Below are 22,203 nucleotides of genomic sequence, written 5' to 3' on the forward strand. Positions count from 1 at the left end.
TACATAGCGGGGCAAACGCGCACACCACAGGGGGTGAGTGCGTGATCGTGAGGCGTTCCCGGGTGCCGGCGGTCGTGCTAGGCGGTCTCACCGCACGATGGCGAGGGCCGGGTCGTGGGTCCGGAACCGTCGCCGAGCCGCCCGGCGGGTCAGGCCCCGGCGGGTACGGCACGGCGGAGCGGCCGCCGAAGGGCGATCCTCGCTGGGAGCTGTTCGCGCTCGACGTGCTGTCGGCCGCGCCGATGGTCACCCGGCGGTTCGCCGCGAGCCCGGCCGAGGTGCGCCCGGCGCGGGCTTTCGTGGCCGAGCTGCTCGGCGCCGGCCATCCCCGGCTGGACGACGCGATCCTGCTCACCGGCGAGCTCGCCGGGAACGCGGTCCGGCACGCGGCAGGGGGCACGAGTTCTCGGTATCGGTGCTGCTCGGGGGCGAGGGGGTGCTGGTCGCGGTCCGGGACCACCGGAGCGGATCCCGCACCGGCGCGCCGCCGCCGAGGACGAGACCGGCGGGCGCGGCCTCGAGCTGGTGAACGCGCTCGCGGCCCGCTGGGGCTTCCACCGCGACACCGCGGGCGAGACCGTCGTGTGGTTCCAGCCGGCGGATCAGCATGCGAACCCGCATCTCAGCCGACCACGGGCCGGCCGATCGGGCACGGTCGCCCGCCGGGGTCACGCCACGGCTCGCCGTACCGGCGGCCTCAGGCGAGGACGCGGCCCAGCACCCGGGCGTACATGCGCGCGGGGCTCGGCACGGACGGCGGGTTGAGGAAGCCGGGGAGCACGGGCAGGTCGACGGCGAACTCCTGGAGGCGTTCGAACAGCGTGCTCGCGTCGGCCGGGCGGCACTCCGGCCGCTTCTCGAGCAGGTCGTCGACGAGGCGGGCGAGCTCGCGGGGCACGCCGGTGACGGTCGGCGGGCGTTCCTTCACCTGCTTCTCGAACACCGCGTACTCGGTGGGCCCGGTGAACAGCTGCCGCCCGGTGAGCATCTCGTGCAGCACGCAGCCGAGGGCGTACAGGTCGCTCTGCGGCCCGGCCTGGCCGCGCTGGATCTGCTCCGGCGACATGTACGCGGGGGTGCCGAGGAGCTGGCCGGAGCGGGTGGACTGGGCGACGTCGGCGTCGCGGAGCATGGCGAGCCCGAAGTCGAGCACCTTGACGCTGCCGTCCGGGCAGAGCATGAGGTTCGTCGGCTTGAGGTCGCGGTGGCAGATCGACAGCGCGTGGGCGGCGGCGAGCACCGCGCACGCCTGCGCGGCGATCGCGGCGGCCCACGGCACCGGCAGCGGGCCGTACTCGCTCACCAGGTCGGCCACGGTGACGCCCGCGATGAACTGCATCACCTGGTACAGCCGCCGCTCGTGGGCGCCGAAGTCGTACAGCGTGGGCGCGCCGGGATGCTCCAGGCGGGCGAGGATGCGGGCCTCGCGGATGAAGCGGCGCTCCAGCTCCTCGTCCGGGACGGGCAGGTGGAGGATCTTGACGGCGACCTTGCGGTCGAGGTGCTTGTCGTGGCCGCGGTAGACGGCGCCCATGCCGCCCTGGCCGAGCGGGAAGTCGTCCAGCTCATACCGGTCGCCGATGACCATCCCGCCCCTCCCCGTGAACTCTCGGGACAAGGTACACCGTCAGTTGCGCGGCCGCAGAAGCCCGACGGAGAGCCCGTCGAAGCCGAGCCGGATCAGCTCCTCGCCCAGCGCCGCGGTCTCGCGCAGCGTGTCCTCGAGGAAGACCAGTTGCCGGAAGGCGCGGCCGTACGCCTGCTGCTCGGCGAGGGGGAGCCGGGGGATGCGCGCCCGGCGGGCGTCGAGTCGGCTGGAGCCGGAGTGCCCGCGCGGCGGGTTGAGGTGCCCGGCGAAGCGCAGGAAACCGGCGAGGAAGTGCGGGTCGAGCTGCTTGCGGTCGACCCGGTAGAGGCTGAGCTGCGGGCCGAGTACGGCGCCGCCCTCGGTGATCACGCGCGCGGTCACCTCGCCGGTGACGTAGCTGGTGACCACGTCGTCCGGCTCGACGGTGACGAGCCCGGCCCCGCGGAAGGTGCGGCCGGACGGCGGCGTGCCGAACGCCACGTCCTCGGCGGTGAGCACCGGCACGTCGCCGCGGTCGACGATGAGCCGGAACGGCGCATGGTGGATGGTGACGAGCCCGGCCTTCGCCAGCTCGCCGACCGTGGTCGCGGGCAGGTCGGCCCGCTCGGTGAGCACGTCGATGTCGGGCACGCCGGCGGCGAGCGCGGCGGACACCTCGCGGAACCGGTCCCGGGCCGTGGCGAACGCCGCCGCGAGGTCGAACCCGGCGTACGCGGGCCGGTGCCGCGCGGGGCTGAGGTCGACCTCGTCGTCGAGCAGGTCGATGATCCGTACGGCACGGCACCCGTTCGGCGGCCGCACGCCCTCGGGGTCCTCCCGGTAGGCGGCCCAGGCGCGTTCCAGCACGTCGAGGTCGCGGCCGGGGTCGGCGATGAGGATCTGGGAGGGCGGCCGCTCCCCCACGTCAGGGCGGCGCAGCAGCCACAGGTCCGGCCCGCCGGGCTGCACCGTGGCGACCATGCGCAGCGCGCCCGCCCGCAGCAGGTTGGCGCGGATGCGTTTGCCCGCGCGCCGTCCGGCCGCGGTGCCCGGCATGAGAACGGCGACGAGCCCGCCGGGCCGCACGTGCGCGAGGCAGTGCTGCACCCAGGCGAGCTCGGACTCGCCGCGCGGGGGCAGGCCGTACTCCCACCGGGGGTCGCCGATGAGCTCCTCGTAGCCCCAGGCGCGCTCGTTGAACGGCGGGTCGCAGATCACCGCGTCGGCGCGTTCGCCGGCGAAGCCGTCGGCACGCAGCGAGTCGCCCGCGACCACCCGGGCGGGCACCTCGCGCAGCAGCAGCCGTACCGCGGTGATCCGGGCGGCGCTCGTGCCGATCTCCTGGCCGATCAGCCGCAGCTTGCCGGGGGCGTGCCGGTCGGCGGCGAGCAGCAGGGTGCCGATGCCGCAGGCCGGGTCGAACACGGTGCCGCCCTCGGGCGCGACGAGGCGCACCATGAGCTCGGCGAGCTCGGCGCGGGTGACCGACAGGCGGCGCGAGTGGGTCTCGGCGTAGCGCTCGCAGAGGTACTCGAACGCCTCGACGTGCCCCTTCTCGGCGGCGAGCGAGGCGAGCGAGCGGACGAGGGCGGCGTCGTCGATCGGGTCGCCCGGGCCGCCGGGCAGGTCGGGGCAGGCCGCCTCGACCGCGGCGGGGAGGCGGGCGGTCAGGTCGGCGCGCCGCTGCAGCCGCCGCCAGCCGGACGGGTCGCGCCGCAGGTAGAGCAGGAACGCCCCGGCCCAGGCGACCGTCTCGCCCAGGCGCAGGTCGTCGGCGTGGGTGCGCAGGCCCTGCCAGACCCGGTCGGCGAGGGGCACGTCGTACACCTTGCCGTTGCGGCGCAGCCAGCGCTCGACCTCGCGGAGGGAGAACAGCGGGCTGGAGGAGGTGCCGCCGATCGGCCTGGGGAAGTCGTCGTACCGACGGCGCCAGTTGCTCACCGCCGCCCGCCCGACGCCGGCGAGCCGGGCGATGTCGCCCGCGTTCACGGTAGCGTCGTCCGTCACTGTCTTCTCCTTAGCAACTACGCCGGGCGCACCGCGATCCGTCGAGCCTGCTTAGCAGCCCAGGTTAGTTCACAGAAGCCTAAGGGTCTACAGCGGACTACTTGTGAAGTGGCTCAACCAAGTGATTTACTGCCCCCATGGCAGAGACAGCGCGGTACGCACTTCGCTACGCGGCCGGCTCCGACGTCGGCCGCCGACGCGAGCAGAACGAGGACTCGGCGTACGCCAGCTCGCGCTTGCTCGCCGTCGCCGATGGCATGGGCGGACACGGCCATGGGGAGGTGGCCAGTTCGGTCGCCATCGCGGCGCTGGCCGCACTCGACGACACCCTGCCCGAGCGCGGACCGGAGGGCATCGACCTGGTCGCCGCCGTGGAGGCGGCGGTGAAGAAGGCCAACATGCGGCTGCGCGAGATGACCGGGCGCGATCCGTCGCTCAAGGGCATGGGCACGACGCTCACCGCCATGCTCTGGGACGGTACCCGGTTCGCCCTGGCTCACGTTGGAGATTCGCGCGCTTATCTGCTTCGAGGGAACGTCCTCTATCAGATAACCCAGGACCACACGCTGGTCCAGTCCCTCGTCGACGAGGGCCGCATCACGCCCGAGGAGGCGGCGGTGCACGCCCGGCGCTCGATGCTGCTGCGCGCGCTGGAGAGCAGCGGCAACGTCGAGCCCGACCTGTCGCTGCGGGAGGCCAAGGTCGGCGACCGCTACCTGCTCTGCTCGGACGGGCTCACCTGCGTGGTCGGGCCGCAGCAGCTGTACGAGGCGATGGTCGGCATCCGCGACCTGAAGGAGCTGGTGCAGCGGCTCATCGACATGGCGAACGAGGCGGGCGGCCCGGACAACATCACCTGCGTGGTGGCGGACGTGGTCCAGGTGGACGACCCGAGCGAGATCGACGACACCACGGAGATCCGGATCAACGTGGGCGCGTCGTCGGAGTACTCCCACCACATCGACTGAGCGCACGCCTGGGTCGCACAGGGCGCACTCCCGCACGCGTGGCCGGCGTGTCCGCGGCGCGCATCCCGCGCCCCTCGCACCCGCGTGCCGTACCCGGCGGGCTGCGGCCGTCCCATGCCCGCCGTACGTCGCGGCCGGGCCTGTCATGGGCCGTGATGGCGGCCGCACGCGATGCCGCCTCGGTGGCCTGCGGATCCGGCGGTGACGCGGAGGCAGGCCGGCCGGGTCCGTACCCGCGTGGCCGATCCGCGCGGGGCGGAGCGGGTCACTCCGGCTTGCGGCCCACCCCGACGGCGAGCCAGCCGGACGGCGGCGGCTCGTCCTCCGGCGCCCGCCACACCGCGCCGTCGGTCATGCCGGGCTCCACGAGCTCGAACCCCTCGAAGAAGGTCGCGATCGTGGCGCGCGGGCGCAGCACGAGCTTGTCGCGCAGGTTCTCGAACGCGGCGGTGAACTCGCGGGCCGTCTCCGGGTCCCGCCCGTCGGCGGACATGTGGGTGAGCACGAGGTGGCTGCCCGGGGCGAGCTTCTCGCCGAGCCTGGCGACGATGCCCTTCGGGTCGTACTCGTCGGCGACGAAGTGGAGGATCGCGACGAGCAGCAGGCCGACCGGCTCGGTGAAGTCGATCAGCGAGGTGAGCTCGGGGTGGCTGAGGATGGTCTCCGGCTGCCGCGCGTCGGCCTGGAACACCGTCGCCGTGGGCAGGGCGTGCACCTCGGCCCGGTAATGCGTGACGACCACCGGGTCGTAGTCGACGTAGACCACCTTCGCGTTCGGATCGACCCCGTGCACGATGTCGTGCACGTTGACCCGCGCGGGCATGCCGCACCCGATGTCGATGAACTGCCGGATGCCGGCGTCGAGCAGGTACCGCACGGCACGGCGGAGGAACCGGCGGTTCTCCGTGGCCGGGGTCACCCAGCGGTCCCGGCCGAACAGGTGCCGGATCTTCTCGAAGACCTCGCGGTCCGCCGGCAGATGGTTCTTGCCCCCCGTGGCCGCGTCGTAGATGCGGGCGATGACCGGAACAGCCGGATCGAACTCGGGAAGGGCTTGCTCCTCCCTCACGCACACCTCCCCTGACGAGCGCCGTCGAGCAAACGCCGCAGGCCGATGAGCTCGGGACTCATCGGTCTCCCCTCGATACCGGCGGCCTCGGATCCGTGCAGCAGCCGGTCACCACCTCAATTGGGCGGTAATCACGCATCAGCCCTGATTTTCCCATAAATGATCCTATGCCGGGGTAACACCGACATAGCGGGGGGTGACCTTCGGCGCGATGCAGAACATTCGGGGAGTGAACCGCACTCACGTGGGGCGCGCGGCGCCCGGCACGGGGCCGCGCGACGGCTCACTCTCGGCGCACGCCGCGGTCACGCGGGGCTCAGGCGGCACAGGCCTCTCTCGCCACGGAGAGCCCGAAATATACGACTTTGCCCCATTCTGTCGGCTCCCAGTCCCAGAAATCGGCGAGCGCCGACACGATCGCGAGGCCCCGCCCGGACTCGCCGTCCGCCACCGACCGCGCACAGCCGATGCCGCGGCCGCCCGGGTCGTGCACCTCGACCCGGAGCTGCGCGCCGAGGTCGACGAGCACGAGCAGCACCGGCTTGCCGGGCGCCCCGCCGTGGATCACCGCGTTGGCGACGAGCTCGCTGGTGAGCAGGACCGCGACGTCGACGTCGACCGCCATGCCCCAGTCGGCGACGGCGGCGGCGACCGCGTCGCGCGCGGTCGCGACCGAGGAGAGCGCGGGCTCCAGGCAGAGCGTCCGCGACAGCGGGGCGCGCCGCAGACCGGTGCGCGGCGGGGTCGGCATCACCGTCACCGTGCCGTGCCCGGCCGTGCCGGCGGCCGCCTCGCGGCCGCCCGGTACGACGCCCCGCACCCCGCGGCCCGCCGTACCGCCACCCGTGGTCGCACACCCGGCCCCGACCGGACCGCGGGGCCGCCCGCCCATGTGCTCGTTCACGCCGGGAACCTCCTGTCGCCGCGGGTCCGCCCCCGAGCGGGCCGCACCGGCGTCGGGCCGATGCCGTCCACTCGGTGACGCCCCTTCTATTTGACAAAAAGTCAGGACGTTAGTCAAACGAAAGTAAAGCCGGTTCGGTTCACCGGCCGGACGGCAATCTCAACGAATTTCTTGCCGCCTCCACCTGCGCGGATACCCACTCTCCCACGCGCATCACCGGTACCGCCAACCCCCTCTCCCCCACCACGAATCCCGGTCACCGCTGATTTCTCCAGCGTTTTCCAGCACCTTTTCCGGCCGATTTCACGGCCTGCCACGGAAATCCGCCGGGACGCTCCTGGGGCAGGCGTGCGGCGCGCGGAGCGGCGAGGCGGCCGGCGGGGGCCGCGCCGTCGCCCGGGAGTCCCGCGCGGGCGGGCTCCCCCCTGGTCGCGGGGGCCGCGGGCAGGGCCGACCCCATCGCGATCTTGGCCATCGGATACGAGAGGCTATAGACCGGATTGTGGCGTTAGGGGGGGTTTTGACGGTTCGAGGAGCACGGCCGGACCGTTCGCGGCCCGCCGGGATGCTCGCCGGGCGCAAGCTCGTGCTGCTGGCGCACGCGCTGCTGATCCAGGCGCTGACGTTCATCCTGCGGCCGACCATGTCCTACCGGGCACTGGAGCTCGACGTGCCCGCCGCCTGGCTCGGCGTGCTGTCCGCCTCCTTCGCCGTCGCGCCGCTCGCGCTCGCCCTCCCCGTCGGGCAGGCCGCCGACCGGTTCGGGGAACGGCGGGTGGCGACGGCCGGCGCCGTGCTGGTGACCCTGTCCGGCGTCGCCTTCCTCGTGCTCGGCGGCCACGTCGTCGGGCTCGCCGCGGCGAGCGCGCTGTTCGGCATCGGGCACCTCGGCTGCGTGGTGGGCCAGCAGGCGCTCGTGGCGAACACCACCGACCGGCGCGGCTACGCCACCGCGTTCGGGCACTACACCTTCGCCGCCTCGCTCGGGCAGGTGGGCGGCCCCATGCTCATCGCGGCGTTCGGCGGGGACCGGGAGATCCCCGACACCCGGCCGATCTTCATGTGGAGCTGCGTGATCGCCGGGGTGCTCGTGGTGCTGTCCACGCTGCTGCCGCGCGGCAACGCGCAGGAGGCCGCCAGGAGGGAGGGCGGCCCGGGCGGGGTCCGCGCCATCCTGCGCACCCCCGGCATCCCGAACGCGCTCGTCACCAGCTGCGTGGTGCTCGCCGCCGTGGACATCGTGCTCGTCTACCTGCCCGCGCTCGGCACCGAACGCGGGCTCGCGTCGGGCACGATCGGCGTGCTGCTCGCGGTGCGCGGCGTCGCCGCGATGGGGTCGCGGCTCTTCCTCGGCCGCCTCGCGGAGGCGGTCGGCCGCCGCAGGCTGCTCGTGGTGAGCACCGTGGCCTCCGCGGTCGCGCTGTTCGCCGCCCCGCTGCCGCTGCCGGTGTGGCTGCTCGGCTGCCTGCTGTTCGTGATCGGCTTCGGCCTCGGCGTCGGCCAGCCGCTCACCATGGCCTGGCTCGCCGAGGCGGCCCCGCCCGGGCTGCGCGGCCGGGCGATGTCGCTGCGCATGGTGGGCAACCGCACCGGGCAGCTGCTCATCCCCAGCGCGGCCGGGCTCGTCGCCGCCGGGCTCGGCGCGGCCGGGGTGCTCTGGCTCACCGCGCTCGGCCTCGGCTGGGCCGGGCTCGCCGGCCGCAGGCTGCCCGCCGACCCCGGCTGACCGGCGGGCCGTGCCGTACCGGCCCGGTACGGCGGGCGGTCAGGCACCGAGGTCGCGCACCACGTTGTCGAGCCGGGTCGCCAGGTCGTCAAGCCGCTCGTCGGAGAGCTCGCCCTCGCCGAGCAGCGACGTGAGGTCCCTGCGGCGGGTGACGACGAGGCCCCGGTGCGCGTCGTCGATCTCGCCCTCCGGCAGCACCACGCAGGCGCCCCGGACGAACACCAGTGCCGCGTCCGGGTCCGGCGAGTCCAGCAGCCGCCGCACGCACTCCCGGTCGATGAGCAACATCCGGGCCCTCCTCGCCCCGAGACTTTTGTCACACCCACGCACTACGATCCGTGCGAACGGCCTCTACCCGGACGAAGGGACGTTTAGCGGATAGACGGGGATCGTCCGCGCCGGGCGGGGCCAGAGAAGGGGTTTGTTGATGCGTGCTTTCCGCTCGGACACGGCCGGGCGTCACCCCGCCCCCGCGCGCGTCGCGGGCCAGGCGAGGCCGCTCCCGCGACGGGGGGCGCGGTGAGCCGCCGCGGGTGGGTGCTCTTCACGCTGATGAGCGTGATCTGGGGCATCCCGTATCTGCTGATCAAGATCGCGGTCGAGGGCGCGTCGCCGCCGCTCGTGGTGTTCGCCCGTACCGCCGTGGGCGGCGCCATCCTGCTGCCGCTCGCGCTGCGCGGCGGCGGGCTGCGCACGCTGCGCGGGCACTGGCGGTGGCTGCTGCTGTTCGCCCTCCTGGAGCTCATGATCCCGTGGGTGCTGCTCAACGACGCCGAGCGGCACCTGTCGAGCTCGCTCGCCGGGCTGCTCGTCGCCGCCGTACCGATCATCGCGGTGATCGCCGGGAAGATCGCCGGTGACCGGGAGCCGCTGGGCGCGCGCCGGTGGCTCGGGCTGCTCGTCGGCTTCGGCGGGGTCGCGCTGCTCGCCGGTCCGCACCTGCAGGCGGGCGGCGTGCTGCCCATCGTGGAGATGCTCTTCGTCGCCCTCGGCTACGCGATCGCCCCGCTCATCGCGGCGCGCAAGCTCGCCGACGTGCCGAGCCTGCCGATGACCGCCGCCTGCATGTCCGTCACCGCGCTGGTGTACACGCCCGCGGCGATCCTCACCTGGCCGGAGGAGCCCCCGGCGACCCGGGTGCTGGTGGCGCTCGGCGCGCTCGGCGTGATCTGCACCGCGCTCGCGTTCGTGCTGTTCTTCGAGCTGATCCGCGAGGTCGGTCCGGCCCGGACCACGGTGATCACCTACGTCAACCCCGCGGTCGCGGTCGCCGCGGGCGTCGTCTTCCTCGGCGAGCCGCTCACCTGGTCGATCGTCGTCGCGTTCGCGCTCATCCTGGGCGGCTCCTTCCTCGCCACCGCGCGCTCGCGCCCGGCCGACGGGTCCGCCACGGCCACCGCCGCGGGCGACGGCGGCACCGCGAAGGACGGCGCCGTACCGCCGGCGCGTCCCGCCGACGCCTGACCGGCACACCCTGACCCGCACGGCGGCAGCGCCGCCCCCGGGTCAGGGGCCGGGTGCGCTCAGGCGGCGCGGTACGGCACCGCGGTCACGGCCGGCGGGGACGGCTGACGGCCTCGACGAGGCCGTACTCGACCGCCTCCTCCGCCGACAGGATGCGCCCGGCCCGCGCGTCCGCGCGGATCCGCTCCACGTCCTTCCCGGTGAGCTCGGCGAGGCGGCGGTAGAGCGCCTCGAGCATGCGGCGGCCCTGCTCGTCCGCGGCGGCCACCTCCTCGGCGGTGCCGACGGCGGCGAGCCGGGGCTCGCCGAGGCGCAGCACCGAGTTCGGCGTGGCCTGGCGGTGGGTGACCGCGGTGAGCAGGCCCACCGGCGGCCCGCCGAGCCGCCCGGCGACCACCGCGGTCACCTCGACGGTGAGCGAGTCGAGCGTGTCGAGCAGGGTGAGCGTGGCGCCGAGCTCGCCGTCCGGGATGCTCAGGTGCAGCGTGATCGGCTCCCGGCCGATCGCGCCGAGGGTGAGGAGCTGGGCGCACCACGCGGTGGCCCGCTCCGGGGTGAGCTCGCCGTGCGCGAGCACGATGCGCTGCTCGTACAGCCGCTCGCTCACCGGGTCGGGCCCCACCGGCACGAAGTACGACGGGAGCGGCCGGGCGGGCGGGGCGAACGGCGGCCGCGGCTCCGCGGGGAAGGCCGGGGCCGGCCACTCGGGCGGGATCGAGGGCTGCCACGGGTGGGTCATGACTCGAACCTCCAGGTGATGCGGTGCCCGAGGGCGGCGGCGTAGCGTTCCAGGGTGGACGCGCGCAGATCCCCGTCCCCGGCCTCCAGGCGCGCGACGGCGGACTGCGAGGTGCCCATGCGCGCGGCGACGTCGGTCTGCGACAGCCCGGCCGCCCGGCGCAGCTCGGCGAGCTTCACGATCATCGCGCGCCGCTCGGCCGCCATCTGGTCGCGGTAGCGCTGGGCCATCTCCCGGAAGCCGGGCAGCGCCGGCAGGTCGTCGTCCCGAGCCTCTTCCATATCGACGATGGTATCGCAAATTCGATATATGCGCCCGTTTTGTGCAGGTTCGATCGTTCCTCCCCGATGTCACCGAGATCACAGATTGGACACATGGTTGCATTTCGGATAAAGCTCACCGTTTCGTGATCATGGGTCGCTAGGCTCCCGGCGACTTCACAGATCGAAGCGGACGACCATGAACCTCCATCCCCCCTCCCGCCGCGCCTTCCTCGCCGGCGTCGGCGGCCTCGTCGGCGCGCCGTTCGCGCCGCCCCTCGGCACCGCGGCGGGCGCCGCGCAGGCGGCCGCCCTGCCCGCCCGGCCGAACTTCGTCCTCGTCGTGTCCGACGACCTCGGCTGGGCGGAGCTCGGCTGCTACGGGCAGAAGCTCATCCGCACGCCGAACGTGGACCGGCTGGCGGAGCAGGGGCTGCGCTTCACCAACGCCTACTCGGGCGCCCCGCTGTGCGCGCCGTCCCGGGCCACGCTGCTCACCGGCCTGCACTCCGGCCACACCACGGTGCGCGCCAACCCGGGCAACGGGCCGCAGCGGCCGCTCACCACGGCCGACGTCACCTTCGGCTCCCTGCTCAAGCTCGTCGGCTACCGCACCGCGTGCATCGGCAAGTGGGGGTTCGGCCCGGAGAGCCCCAACCAGCCGTCCCACCCCAACGCGCGCGGCTTCGACGAGTTCTTCGGCTACATCGACCACCGCCACGCGCACGACTACTGGCCCGACTACCTGTGGCACAACCGCCGCAAGGTACGGCTCGGCCGTACCCGGTACGCGCCGAACCTCTTCCTCGAGCAGGCCAAGCGCTTCATCCGGCGGGCCGCGGCGTCCGGCGAGCCGTTCCTGCTCTTCTACCCGAGCACGCTGCCGCACGCGCCCAGCGACGTGCCCGGTGACCTCGGCATCTACCGCGACATGCCGTGGAGCCGGGCGAACCGCGGCCACGCCGCCCAGGTCACCCTGCTCGACACCCAGGTGGGCGAGCTGGTCCGCACGCTGCGCGAGGCGGGCGTGGCCGACTCCACGGTGCTCGTGTTCACCGCGGACAACGGGCCGCACCACGAGAAGGGCGTCGACCCGGAGCTGTTCGACGCCAACGGGCCGCTGCGCGCGGGCAAGCGGGACATGTACGAGGGCGGCATCCGCATCCCCCTGATCGTCTGGGGCCCGTCGCTGCCCCGGCGGCGCCGGGTGATCGACGAGCCGGTGGCGTTCTGGGACCTGCTGCCCACGCTCTGCGACCTCGCCGGCGTGCCCATCCCCGACCGCATCGACGGCCGATCCTTCCGCGGGCTGCTCGACGGCACCCGCCACGTCGGCCACGACCACCTGTTCTGGAACCGGCCCGGCACGGCCCAGGCGGTACGGCGCGGCGACTGGAAGGCGGTGCGGTTCCGTCCCGGCGTCGCCGGCGCCGGACCGGGCGGCCGGTTCGAGCTGTACAACCTGCGCACCGACATCGGCGAGCGCCGTGACGTGGCGCGCAAGCACCCCGACATCGTCGGCGAGCTCAACGCGCTCATGGACGCCGCGGTCGGCCCCGACCCGCGCCGGCCGTACGGCATGCACGTCACCGGGGCCACGTCCGGGGTCGCCGGGCGCCCGATCACGCTCGCGGTGCACCTGCAGAACGGTTCCCGCGAGGCCTGGACCGGGCTGCGGCTGCGGATCACCGCCCCGTCCGGCTGGCGGATCACCGGCGGGGCCGCGCCCCGCGCGCTGCGCCCGGGGCAGGCGGCCCGGGTGACCTTCACCGCGGTCCCGCCGTCCGGGAGGACCGGGGAGACGCGGCTGCTCGCCGTGGCCGACTTCCGCGCCGGCGGGCGGCGGGTGCGCTTCCAGGCCCGGCGCACCCTCGAGGTACGGCTCGGCGGCGACCTCTAGCCGCAGGAGGCGGGCAGCGTCTGCTCCACCCATATGGACTTGCCCGTCGCGGTGAACCGGGTGCCCCAGCGGTGCGAGAGGGCGGCGACGAGCTGCAGGCCGCGGCCGCCCTCGTCGAGGTGGCCGGAGCGGCGGATGCGCGGGGTGGACAGGCTCGCGTCGGAGACCTCGCAGGTGAGCACGTTGCTGCGGAGCAGGCGCAGGTGGATCGGCCCCCTGGCGTGCCGTACCACGTTGCCGACGAGCTCGCTGACGAGCAGCTCGGTGGTCATGATGAGCGGCTCCAGGTGCCACTTGGTGAGCTGCTCGCGGGCGTGCCGCCGGGCGAGCCCGGCCGCGACCGCGTCCTCGGGCAGCCGCCACATCGCCACGTTCTCCGGCGGCAGCACGTGGGTGCGGGCGACGAGCAGGGCCGCGTCGTCGGAGCGGTCCGGCGGCATGACCGCCTCGGCGATCTCGTCGCACATCTCCTCGGGCAGCGCCGGGGCGACGCCGTCGCCGTTCGGCCCGCCGGAGCGGTCCTCCCGGAAACGGGCCTGGCGCTCGGTGAGCACCCGGGTGAGGCACTCCAGGCCCACGTCGATGTCCTGCTCGGCGGACTCGACGAGGCCGTCGGTGTAGAGCGCCAGCACGCTGTGCTCCGGCAGCCGCATGCGGTACGTGGCGAACGGCGGGGACGCGGCGCCGAGCGGCGGGTCGGGCTCGGTCACCGGGAAGAGCACGGTCCCGCCGGGCAGGGCGATCGCGGGAGGCGGGTGCCCGGCGATGGAGCACACGCAGCTCCGGTCGGTGGGGTCGTAGATCAGGTACAGGCAGGTGGCGAAGAAGTGCTCACCCATGTCGATGACGGTGTCGTTGAGGTGGGTGAGCAGCTCGTCGGGCGGCAGCTCGAGGTCGGCGAGCGTGCGCACCGCGGTCCGCAGCCGTCCCATCGCCGCCGCCTCGGACACGCCGTGCCCCATCACGTCACCGATCACCAGGGCGACCCGGTCGGCGGACAGCGGGATCACGTCGTACCAGTCGCCCCCGACCTCCATCTCCCTCCCGGCGGGCATGTAGCGGGCGTTGACGCTCACCCCGGGCAGCCGCGGCAGCTCCCGGGGGAGCAGGCCGCGCTGCAGCTCGCGTGCCCGGACGTGGGCGGCGTCGTAGAGCCGGGCCCGCTCCAGGGCCTGCGCGGCGAGCCCGCACAGCGCGATGAGCAGGTCGCGCTCCTCCGGGGGGAAGTGGTGCGGCTCGTCGAAGGCGATGATCGCGGCGCCCAGGTCGTGGCCGGAGGCGACGAGCGGCAGGAAGGCCCAGGCCTGTTTCCGGCTCACCTCGGGGATCACGGCGATCTGCGGGAACTGCGCGGCGAACTCCTCGCCGCTCTCCACGAAGTCCGGGCGGCGCAGCCGGATGGGCGTGTTGAGCAGCTCGCCCTGCCGGGAGTAGAGCTCGGTGAGGAGATCGGTGAACTCGTCGGGGTAGCCGACCGACCCGACCACGTGGGGATGGTCGTCCTCGAGCATCCAGATCTGCACGCCGGTGGCGCCGAACGGCGAGAGCACGTGGCGGGCCATGACGTCCACGACCTCGGAGACGGTGAGCGCGTCCCCGAGCGCCCGCGTGAGCTCGGCGATGCGGGAGGTGCGTTCGGCGACGGCCCGGTCGATCTCGGCCTGCTCGGTCTGCCGCGCGCGTCGTTCGTGGACGTCGGTGATGAGGATGGTGAGCGCACCGGGCGCGGGCGACACGCACAGCCGGTACCAGCGGTGGTCGGTGGGCCAGCACACCTCGATGTCCTCGGGCATGCGCTCCGCACGGGCGGCGCGCAGGCGGTCGGCCATGGCGGTCAGACCGTCGGGGAGGCGGCTCCACAGGCTGCGGTCGAGTACGTCCCCGGCGGGGCCGAGCAGGCGTTCCGCGGCCCCATTGAGGAACACGATGCGCCACGCGGCGTCGACGATGAGGAACCCGTGGCCCATGTGCAGCAGCAGGTCGACGACGTCCGACTCCCTCTCGCCGCCGCCCGCGCCGGGCGGCCGAGGGACGTCGCGGGCCGCCTCGCCGGGGCGGTCGTCATCGCCCACCGGCTGCTCGCCTTCCGCCGGGGCCTCGCCCGCCGGAGGACTCGGCGCGGCGCGGCGACCGCGTGCCGGGGGCACGCGTGCGGCCGTCCGGAGCCGGTGGGCCGCCCCGGGGGTACGTCCTGGCCGTATGGGAGTCATCCATCCCTGCATCCCTGCCCGGCCGCGACGCCGTATCATCTCGGACAACCCAAGAAAAAGGACAAAAACGACAAAATGACCAGCTAGGCTGGGAGGTCTCCGGACCGGTCACCCCTCGGCGAGGATCCGCTCACAAGGCGCCGCCCGCCGGACCAGGCCGGCACCCGCCGCACCCCGACCCCGGTCGCGGCGCGTTTCCGGAGCCTCGGCGGCGCCCGGACGCGGCGTCGTGGTCACCGACGAAACGACGGAGCGGTCACGCATGGGCGAGCACGTGCACGTGAGGGTCAACGCGGGTGTCGCGGTGAGCGACGCCGGGGAGCTGGTGGAGACGTTCCGCTGCGGCTGCGGCGCCACCTGGACCAGGGTCTACCGCGTCGAGGAGGGCGAGCCCGAGCGGTGACTTCCGAGCGCTGAACAGGGCGACGGCGGCCCTCCCGTGCGGAAGGACCGCCGTCGGTGTTTCCCGGTGAGTCGGCTCGTACGGCCGGCGCACGGTGCCGCGTGCGATTCCCGTGCCCGGCACGCGCGGGGGTCGCGCCGGCGGGTCACCCGTCCCCGCCGCCGGCGCACACCGGGATCAGGCGGACCGCGGCGCCGGGTCGGGCCGGCGCAGCGGGAACGGCGACATGCCGCCGCCGTCCACCGGGATCGCCTGCCCGGTGACGTAGCCGCTGTCCGGCGAGGCGAGGTACGCGACGGCCGCGGCCACGTCCTCCGGACGGCCCACCCGGCCGACCGGGATGTTCTGCGCCCGCCGCCGCAGCGTCTCCTCGACGTCGAGGTCCGGGTTCGGGTCGAGGATCGCCCGGCTCGTCGCCACCAGGCCCGGGCACACCGCGTTGACCGTGATCCCCCACGGGGCCACGTCCATCGCGAGCGCCCGGGTGAACCCGATCACCCCGGCCTTGGAGGCCGAGTACGCGGTGGAGAACGGCGCCGCGGTCAGGCCGGCCATCGAGGAGATGTTGACGATCCGGCCGTACCGCTGCCGCCGCATGTGCGGCACCGCCGCCCGGCACATCAGGTACGTGCCCCGCAGGTTGACCCCGATGACCAGGTCCCAGGCCTCCAGCGGGATGTCCATGATGTCGGCGCGGTCCGCCCCCTGGGGCGCGGCGGCGTTGTTGACCAGCACGTCGATCGCGCCGAACCGGTCGACCGTGGCGGCCACCATCGCCTCGGCGCTCTCCGGGCTGGACACGTCACCGAGGACCGAGGCGACCTCGTGGCCCTCGGCGGTCAGCCGCTCCACGAGCCGCGCCAGTCCGTCGGTCTGGCCGTACGTCTCGCCCTTCTTCTCGGCGACGATGCGCTGCCGGGCGTTCGGCACCCCGGCGGGCTCCTTGTCGGCGACCATCACCGCCAGGCCCGCGCGGGCGAGCCGTGTCGCGATCGCCTGTCCCATGCCGTCCGGCTTGCCGCAGCCGGTGACGAGCGCGACCCGGCGCCGCTCGGGGGCGTTTCCCTCCGTCACTGCGCCTGCCCTTCCTTCGGCGGCTCGATCCGGGCGGAGATCCCGGACCAGTTGGAGAACAGCCGGACGACCATGGAGATGCCCGCGTTCCGGGCGCCCGCCACGATGATCGGGATGTTCTTCGGCGAGGCGTCGGCGTAGTAGCGGTCGAAGCCCTCGAGCTCGCCCTCGTCCCGCCGCACGTGCCCGTGGATGCCGTTCTTGCCGGCCTTCGCCAGCTCGGCCTTGGTCTTGCCGCAGCGCTCGAACAGCCACTGGCGCACGTCGTCCTTGCTGAAGCCCGCCTTGGCGAGCATCTGCGCGTGCTCGGGGCAGAACACGATGCCCGCGCTGGCGTGCGTGAAGATCCAGCTACCGGCGCGCGAGATGGTGTCGGCGAAGTCGCCGAGCAGCTTCTCGGGGTCACTGGTGTGCCGGTTGTCCACGAACTCGCTGGTGCGCAGCAGCATGGTGGAGACCGCGTTCACCCCGGCGGTCACGCCGCCGTCGACGGACAGCGGCTCCCACGGGCTCTCCTCCTCGTTCTCGGCGATGCAGATCGACCACCGCCCGGGGATGCCCTGGGTCGCCTGCTCCAGCACGTGCGGCTTGACGCCGAGCGCGTTGCGCACGATGAGGCCGACCGTGCGGGCCACGGTGGCGTTCGGCCGGAAGCCGGGGCCGAACACGCCGCCGGTGCTGTTGAAGCCGAGCTCGTTGCGGATCGGCCCGTTGATCACGATGAGCGGGGCCGGGCCGCTCGTGCTCTGCCAGCCGCCGCCGACCGTGGCACGCTCCGCCATGAGCGCGTCCCAGGTGGCGAGCACGACCGGGAAGTACTCCGGCTTGCAGCCGGCCATCACCGCGTTGATCGCGGCGAGCTCGACCGTCACCTCGCGCTTGAGGTGGTCCAGCCGACCGATCACCTCGTCGGCGGGCCGCGTGGTGGTGGCGAGGAACTCGTCCACCCGCTCGCGGGTCGCCGGGATCACGGGCAGGCCGTCGGTCCAGCCCTGCTCGTACATGTACTCGAAGGCCTTGTGGGCTCCCTCGAGCGGGTCCGTGATCGGACCCGCCCCGTCGGACGCCGTCTCGGCCACCTCGTTGATCGTCATTTCACTGCCTCGCACACCCGCTTCGCCACCACGTCCACCAGATCCGCGGCCCGCTGGGCGACCTGCTCCTGGTTGAGCACGGCGACCGGGTGCGGGGTGAGCAGGAACTCGAAGTCCTTGTCACCGTGCACCTCGGCCATCGCCCGCGCCGTCACCTCGAACGCCTCGGTGACGATCACCGCGGTCGGGATGCCCTCCCGCTCGAACAGGATCCCGTCGGCCGTCGCCGAGGCACTGCACGAGCCGCAGTCGCCCACGCCGACGACGACCACGTCGCTCACCGCGGCGACCTCCTTGAGCTGCGGCTCGTCCACCGGGAAGGCGACGTGCGGCTTGGTGCGCTGGATCGTCACCGTCGCGCCGTACCGCGACTCCAGCAGCTTGCCGATCTCGGCGAGCAGCTCCTTGGCGTTCTGCTTGGTGTTGTTCAGCAGACCCACACGGGCGCCCTTCAGCGAGGGCACCCGTCTCGCGGCCGTGGCCACGCTCGCGGGCCCCGACGACGTGAGCCCGGTCGGGTCAAGGATGCGGTCGAACATCCCTCACACACCTCTTTTCGTCATCTCCGGGCCTCCGGCCCGCTCATCGCCTCCGGCCGGCCCACTGCCTGCGCGTCCCGGTGGCCGGGCGCCGTCGTGCGGCGGCGTGGCCGTACCTCGGGCGCCCGCGGGACGCCCGCTCGCACGCCGCCGGGGTGATCTAGGCGGACGGGGTCTCCGCCGCCTCCACGTCGCTGGGGTAGGTGAGCCGGATCGCGTCGGCGCCGACGCCGAGGATCGGCTCGAGCATGCTCGCCAACACCTTCTTGGGTACGAGGCAGTCGGCACAGGCTTCGGGATCCGCGGTGATCCGCACGTCGTAGCCGGAGTCGTTCTCCGTCACGCTCAGGTGGTAGCCGTCGGCGGCCAGCGTGGACCGCATCTGCTCCAGGCGTGCCTCGTCGCGCATCTTGCCTCACTAGTGATCTATGGCCGACGACCCGCGGGGACGGGCGGCAGGGGGGACCGGTAGAGTGAACGGGCCGTTACGACCCTGCTGTCGGCAATGTAAATCTCCGGCCTGGCCCAACGGAGCAGGGCTTTCGCGACACGGAAGACGAGACCCGCGATTGCTGTGAGGGAGCCGATCGCGGGCACTTTGGGAAGCCGACTTCCGTCAGACGGAAGGAAATTTCTCCCGTTTTGCCCTTCTACCTAAAGAGTGTCCGTTTGTGTAGCCTGGTTAACGCTCATGTAACCTAGGTCACGAAATCGGGCAGGCAGGTGAGTATGACTGTCCTGGCAGACAGGTCTCCGGAGCCCGTTCGCCTGACGTCGGCCCAGCGTGTGCTCTCGATTCTCGGGGTCTTCGACACCGAGAACGTCGCGCTCACACTCAGCGAGATCAGCCGTCGCACCGGCCTCACGCTCAGCACGACCCACCGGCTCGTCAACGAACTGCGCTGCTGGGGGGCGCTCTCCCGGCACAGCGACGGCAAGTACAGCATCGGACTTCGCATCCTCGAGCTGGGCACCCTGGCACCCCAGGGCGGACAGCTCCGCGAGATCGCACTCCCCTACCTGCACGATCTGCAGCATGCGACCCGCGCCAACGTCCACCTCGCGGTGCCCGACGGGCACGACGTCATCTACGTGGAGTCGCTGCGCGCCCGGGACACCGTCCCGGTGCCGAGCCGGCTCGGCGGGCGCTGGCCCATGCACGCGACCGGCACCGGCCTGGTGCTGCTCGCCTACTCCCCGCAGGAGTTCCAGGAGGAGGTCTTCGCCTCCGACCTGCGCAAGTACACCGAGAAGACGCTGACCGACCCGGACGAGCTGCGGCACTTCCTCGCCGAGGTACGCAAGTCGGGCGTCGCGATCGTGGAGAACCAGCTCACCTACGACGTGATGGCGGTGGCCGTGCCGATCCGCGGCCCCCGGGACCGCGTCGTGGCCGCGCTCGGCATCACCGTGAAGACCGGCTCCACCTCGCCGCACTCGCTGGTGCCCGCGCTCGCCGCCACCTCCCGGAGCATCTCCCGCGCGCTCGGCGCGCCGTCCGCGGGCGCCGACCCGTCCATGCCGCGCCCGCAGCAGCACCACTGGCCGGTACGCGAGGCCAAGCGGGACAGCAGGCGCACGGTGGTGCCGCGCCGGCGGCCGCCGCGCTGAGCCGGAACGCCGGAAGAGAAGATCGGAACGTGCCAAAAACGCGCTGAGCCACGTGCCGCGAAGGCCACAAGCCGGACGCGGCACGCACACGCGACGGTGCCGGACCGCCGGTCGCCGGACCGGACGGTCAGTGCTCGGGCCGGGAGCGGTAGGACTCCGCGGGCCGGAGCGTGGGAAGCAGGCACCGGATCGACCGCCCCCTGATCGCGCCGCCCCACAGGCCCGCGCCGTACGCCAGGTCGTCGAGCCGCCGCGCCACGAGGAACCGCACCGGATCGAGGTCGGGCGCGCGCTTGCGGTACTCCGCCAGGCCCTCCAGCAGCGCGGCGACGAGCACCGCCCGCCGTACCCGCCGGGAGAACACGCTCGCCACCAGGCTCAGCGGCCACCAGTGCCGCAGCAGCAGCCCGGCGCCCTGCCCCAGCGCGCCGGCCATCCCGAGCCCGGTGAGCGCCGCGGCGACGACGTGGGGGTTCTCGCTGCGTGGCAGCCTGCGGGCGAGCCGTACCGAGACCACCGCGGCGATCGCCGCCGACAGCGGGACCGACCAGCGCCGCTGCGCGAGCAGGATGCCGAGCACCGCGGCACTCCACGGCGCGAGCGCGGCCGGGGCCACCGCGGGGCCGTGCCGCCGCGCCAGGTCGTGCCCGCCGGAGCCGTAGAACGCCTTGCGGCCGAACCAGGAGGTGAACCGGGTGCGGTGGTCGTGCCGCACCGTGGCGGCGGGCTCGTAGCGGACCCGCAGCCCGCGCGCGACCAGCCGCCAGACCAGGTCGACGTCCTCGCCCACCCGCATCTGCTCGACGTAGCCGTCGCCGAGCGCGGACACCCGCCCCACCAGGCAGGCGCTCGGCACCCAGCCGACCACCGAGCGGGGGTGCACCGGGGCCGCGACCGGCCCCAAATCGAGCGAGCTCTTGGCCGCCTCGTAGCGGCTGATCCAGTTGCCCCGGCCGGTCTCCAGGCCCAGCACCCGCGGGGCGACCGCGGCGACCAGCGGGTCGTGGAAGTGCCGCAGCAGCAGGGCGAGCGCCTCCGGCTCGGCCACCACGTCGGAGTCGACGAACGCCACGTACGGCGTGCGCACCCGGGCGAGCCCGGCGTTGCGCGCCCCGGCGGGGCCCACGTTGCGCTCCAGCGCGACGAGCTCGGCGCCGTGCCGCCTCGCCACCTCCGCGATCGCCTCCGGGTCCTCGGAGGCGTCGTCCACCACGATCGCGCCGACCTTGCCGCCGAGCCCGGCGAGCAGCCGGTCGAGCTCCCTCGGCCGGTCGCGCACCGGCACCACCACGGTGAGCTCGGCGAGGTCGACCGGCGGTAGCTCGGTCACCACCGGGTCGGCCATGCCCATGGCGAGCAGCCGGTCGGCGAGCCGCTCGGAGGCGGCGTCGACCACCTCGAGGCGGCGGCCGCGCAGCATCGACCGGGCCCGGTCGCTCAGGTGGGCGACGCGCGGCGGCACGCCGCCGGCGAGCGTGCGCCCGCGGTCGAAGACGCGCACCCGGCGTCCCAGCTCGACGACGAACCCCTTGGGGAGCCGGTTGCGCCGGGACGGTTCGGGGGACGGTCCGGGGGACGCCGCCACGTCAGCTCCTCTCACCAGCCGGAAGCGGCCACGATGCGCGATACCTCACATTACCGGCACCGGGCCGCACGCCGGCGGGCGGTGGTGGCCCGGCGGCCGTACCGGAAGCGATGAGCCCGGGACACCGTGCGGCACCGCGTCCGCCGGATGGCCGTACGGCGGCGTGGCAGGCGTCCCGGGCGACATCCCTCTCGCCGGGCGGGCTACTCCTCGTCCATGGGCACCGAGGTGACCGGCTCGACCGGCCGGTACGTCGGGCCGCCCTCCACGGTGAGGATGTGACCGGAAACCCAGCGGGCGCGGTCGCTGAGCAGGAAGAGGGCCGCGTAGGCGATGTCCCAGGCGGTGCCCTCCTGCTGCAGGGCGTTCATCTTGCGGCGCGGCTCGCGCATGCGCTCGTCCATGTGCGCGGCGGCGAACGAGCCCCAGATCGCGCCGACCCGCACGCAGTTCACCCGGATGCCCTGCGGGCCGAGCGTGGTCGCCGCGCCCTCGGTCATGTTCTCCACGCCGGACTTGGCGACGTTGTAGACCATCGCCGGGCCGCGCGCCACGACGCCGACCGAGGAGATGTTCACGATCGCGCTGCCCCGCGGCATCGCCGGGACCGCGTGCCGGGTCATGAGCCAGGCCGACTTGAGGTTGAGCGTCATCAGCTCGTCGAACCGCTTCGGCGTCACCTCGAACAGGCCGGCCCGGTCGCCGGAGGCGACGTTGTTGACGAGCGCGTCGAGCGTGCCCCAGCGCTCGACCACGGTGGCGACGGCCTCGGCGCAGGAGCGGTCGGAGGTGACGTCGGCGACCACCGGCATCGCCTCGCCGCCGTCCTGCTCGATGATCTTGACGGTGCGCTGCGCCGCCTCGGGATCCCGGTCGAGCACCGCCACCCGCGCGCCGTGCGCGGCGGCGAGGCGGCAGATGGCGTACCCGACCCCGGGCAGCGTCCCGTTCTGGCCGCCGCCGGTGACCAGGGCGGTACGGCCGGCCAGCCACTTGGGGCCGGCGCCGGCGAACGGGTCGACCAGCGGATCGACCGCGGGTGCGTCGGGCATGGACTCGCTCCAATCGTCGTCACGGGGGCCC

Annotated in this window: 20 protein-coding genes; 6 read left to right on the top strand and 14 right to left on the bottom strand. The window is 73.6% G+C overall.

From position 1 onward, the window contains the following. Positions 1 to 697 precede the first annotated feature (697 nt). Positions 698 to 1,588: a serine/threonine-protein kinase gene (locus FHX40_RS17070; RefSeq protein ID WP_142260548.1), complete on the bottom strand. Its 891-nt coding sequence runs from the start codon at positions 1,586 to 1,588 to the stop codon at positions 698 to 700. A 39-nt stretch (positions 1,589 to 1,627) separates the two neighbouring features. Continuing rightward, positions 1,628 to 3,574, bottom strand: a complete 1,947-nt coding sequence (locus FHX40_RS17075) for an N-6 DNA methylase (RefSeq protein WP_142260549.1) — start codon at positions 3,572 to 3,574, stop codon at positions 1,628 to 1,630. A gap of 137 nt (positions 3,575 to 3,711) precedes the next feature. On the opposite strand from FHX40_RS17075, the gene FHX40_RS17080 reads away from it, so the two are divergent. Next, complete coding sequence (locus FHX40_RS17080; RefSeq protein ID WP_142260550.1) at positions 3,712 to 4,542, top strand: PP2C family protein-serine/threonine phosphatase; 831 nt, start codon at positions 3,712 to 3,714, stop codon at positions 4,540 to 4,542. 265 nt (positions 4,543 to 4,807) lie between these two features. Here the strand turns inward: FHX40_RS17080 and FHX40_RS17085 are convergent, their stop codons facing one another. Both FHX40_RS17085 and FHX40_RS17090 read right to left on the bottom strand, forming a co-directional pair. Next, a complete protein-coding gene (locus FHX40_RS17085; protein WP_170198869.1) occupies positions 4,808 to 5,611 on the bottom strand; it encodes an SAM-dependent methyltransferase in 804 nt (267 codons plus the stop codon). A 316-nt stretch (positions 5,612 to 5,927) separates the two neighbouring features. Beyond that, on the bottom strand, positions 5,928 to 6,515 hold the full coding sequence (locus FHX40_RS17090) for an ATP-binding protein (RefSeq protein WP_142260552.1): 588 nt from the start codon (positions 6,513 to 6,515) through the stop codon (positions 5,928 to 5,930). A gap of 520 nt (positions 6,516 to 7,035) precedes the next feature. On the opposite strand from FHX40_RS17090, the gene FHX40_RS17095 reads away from it, so the two are divergent. Beyond that, complete coding sequence (locus tag FHX40_RS17095) at positions 7,036 to 8,241, top strand: MFS transporter (protein ID WP_211350300.1); 1,206 nt, start codon at positions 7,036 to 7,038, stop codon at positions 8,239 to 8,241. Between the two features lie 39 nt (positions 8,242 to 8,280). Here FHX40_RS17095 and FHX40_RS17100 read toward each other — a convergent pair whose 3' ends face one another. Next, complete coding sequence (locus FHX40_RS17100; RefSeq protein WP_142260553.1) at positions 8,281 to 8,529, bottom strand: hypothetical protein; 249 nt, start codon at positions 8,527 to 8,529, stop codon at positions 8,281 to 8,283. Positions 8,530 to 8,760: 231 nt separating this feature from the next. On the opposite strand from FHX40_RS17100, the gene FHX40_RS17105 reads away from it, so the two are divergent. Continuing rightward, positions 8,761 to 9,705, top strand: a complete 945-nt coding sequence (locus tag FHX40_RS17105) for a DMT family transporter (protein WP_142260554.1) — start codon at positions 8,761 to 8,763, stop codon at positions 9,703 to 9,705. 85 nt (positions 9,706 to 9,790) lie between these two features. Here the strand turns inward: FHX40_RS17105 and FHX40_RS17110 are convergent, their stop codons facing one another. Both FHX40_RS17110 and FHX40_RS17115 read right to left on the bottom strand, forming a co-directional pair. Further along, positions 9,791 to 10,444 carry an ATP-dependent Clp protease proteolytic subunit gene (locus FHX40_RS17110; protein ID WP_142260555.1) on the bottom strand — a complete coding sequence of 218 codons (654 nt, stop codon included), beginning with the start codon at positions 10,442 to 10,444 and terminating at the stop codon, positions 9,791 to 9,793. Then, positions 10,441 to 10,725, bottom strand: a complete 285-nt coding sequence (locus FHX40_RS17115) for a helix-turn-helix domain-containing protein (protein ID WP_211350302.1) — start codon at positions 10,723 to 10,725, stop codon at positions 10,441 to 10,443. Before FHX40_RS17115 ends, FHX40_RS17110 begins: the two co-directional genes overlap by 4 nt. A gap of 178 nt (positions 10,726 to 10,903) precedes the next feature. Here FHX40_RS17115 and FHX40_RS17120 point away from each other — a divergent pair, with 178 nt between their 5' ends. Further along, positions 10,904 to 12,604 carry a sulfatase-like hydrolase/transferase gene (locus FHX40_RS17120; RefSeq protein WP_142260556.1) on the top strand — a complete coding sequence of 567 codons (1,701 nt, stop codon included), beginning with the start codon at positions 10,904 to 10,906 and terminating at the stop codon, positions 12,602 to 12,604. Here the strand turns inward: FHX40_RS17120 and FHX40_RS17125 are convergent. Further along, positions 12,601 to 14,676, bottom strand: a complete 2,076-nt coding sequence (locus tag FHX40_RS17125; protein ID WP_170198870.1) for an ATP-binding SpoIIE family protein phosphatase — start codon at positions 14,674 to 14,676, stop codon at positions 12,601 to 12,603. The two genes, FHX40_RS17120 and FHX40_RS17125, sit on opposite strands and share 4 nt — an antisense overlap. A gap of 400 nt (positions 14,677 to 15,076) precedes the next feature. Here FHX40_RS17125 and FHX40_RS25150 point away from each other — a divergent pair, with 400 nt between their 5' ends. Then, positions 15,077 to 15,217 carry a hypothetical protein gene (locus FHX40_RS25150; RefSeq protein WP_170198871.1) on the top strand — a complete coding sequence of 47 codons (141 nt, stop codon included), beginning with the start codon at positions 15,077 to 15,079 and terminating at the stop codon, positions 15,215 to 15,217. A gap of 177 nt (positions 15,218 to 15,394) precedes the next feature. On the opposite strand, the gene FHX40_RS17130 is transcribed toward FHX40_RS25150, so the two are convergent. The 4 genes from FHX40_RS17130 to FHX40_RS17145 form a co-directional block, all read right to left on the bottom strand. Then, positions 15,395 to 16,291 carry an SDR family NAD(P)-dependent oxidoreductase gene (locus tag FHX40_RS17130; protein WP_142260558.1) on the bottom strand — a complete coding sequence of 299 codons (897 nt, stop codon included), beginning with the start codon at positions 16,289 to 16,291 and terminating at the stop codon, positions 15,395 to 15,397. Beyond that, positions 16,288 to 17,385 (bottom strand): hypothetical protein, encoded by a 1,098-nt coding sequence (locus FHX40_RS17135; RefSeq protein ID WP_142260559.1) that lies wholly within the window; start codon positions 17,383 to 17,385, stop codon positions 16,288 to 16,290. The genes FHX40_RS17130 and FHX40_RS17135 overlap by 4 nt, the downstream gene beginning before the upstream one ends. Further along, positions 17,382 to 17,924 carry a UGSC family (seleno)protein gene (locus tag FHX40_RS17140; protein WP_142260560.1) on the bottom strand — a complete coding sequence of 181 codons (543 nt, stop codon included), beginning with the start codon at positions 17,922 to 17,924 and terminating at the stop codon, positions 17,382 to 17,384. The genes FHX40_RS17135 and FHX40_RS17140 overlap by 4 nt, the downstream gene beginning before the upstream one ends. Before the next feature lie 160 nt (positions 17,925 to 18,084). Next, positions 18,085 to 18,333 (bottom strand): hypothetical protein, encoded by a 249-nt coding sequence (locus FHX40_RS17145; RefSeq protein ID WP_142260561.1) that lies wholly within the window; start codon positions 18,331 to 18,333, stop codon positions 18,085 to 18,087. 377 nt (positions 18,334 to 18,710) lie between these two features. Here FHX40_RS17145 and FHX40_RS17150 point away from each other — a divergent pair, with 377 nt between their 5' ends. Next, positions 18,711 to 19,535, top strand: coding sequence for an IclR family transcriptional regulator (locus FHX40_RS17150; RefSeq protein WP_211350304.1), 825 nt, complete (start codon positions 18,711 to 18,713; stop codon positions 19,533 to 19,535). 127 nt (positions 19,536 to 19,662) lie between these two features. On the opposite strand, the gene mftF is transcribed toward FHX40_RS17150, so the two are convergent. Continuing rightward, entirely contained in the window at positions 19,663 to 21,120 is a 1,458-nt protein-coding gene (gene mftF, locus FHX40_RS17155; protein WP_142260562.1) for a mycofactocin biosynthesis glycosyltransferase MftF, read from the bottom strand. A gap of 203 nt (positions 21,121 to 21,323) precedes the next feature. Beyond that, positions 21,324 to 22,172, bottom strand: coding sequence for an SDR family NAD(P)-dependent oxidoreductase (locus tag FHX40_RS17160; RefSeq protein ID WP_142260563.1), 849 nt, complete (start codon positions 22,170 to 22,172; stop codon positions 21,324 to 21,326). Between the last annotated feature and the right edge of the window lie 31 nt (positions 22,173 to 22,203).

It is taken from the genome of Thermopolyspora flexuosa, assembly GCF_006716785.1.
GTDB classification, from domain to species: domain Bacteria; phylum Actinomycetota; class Actinomycetes; order Streptosporangiales; family Streptosporangiaceae; genus Thermopolyspora; species Thermopolyspora flexuosa.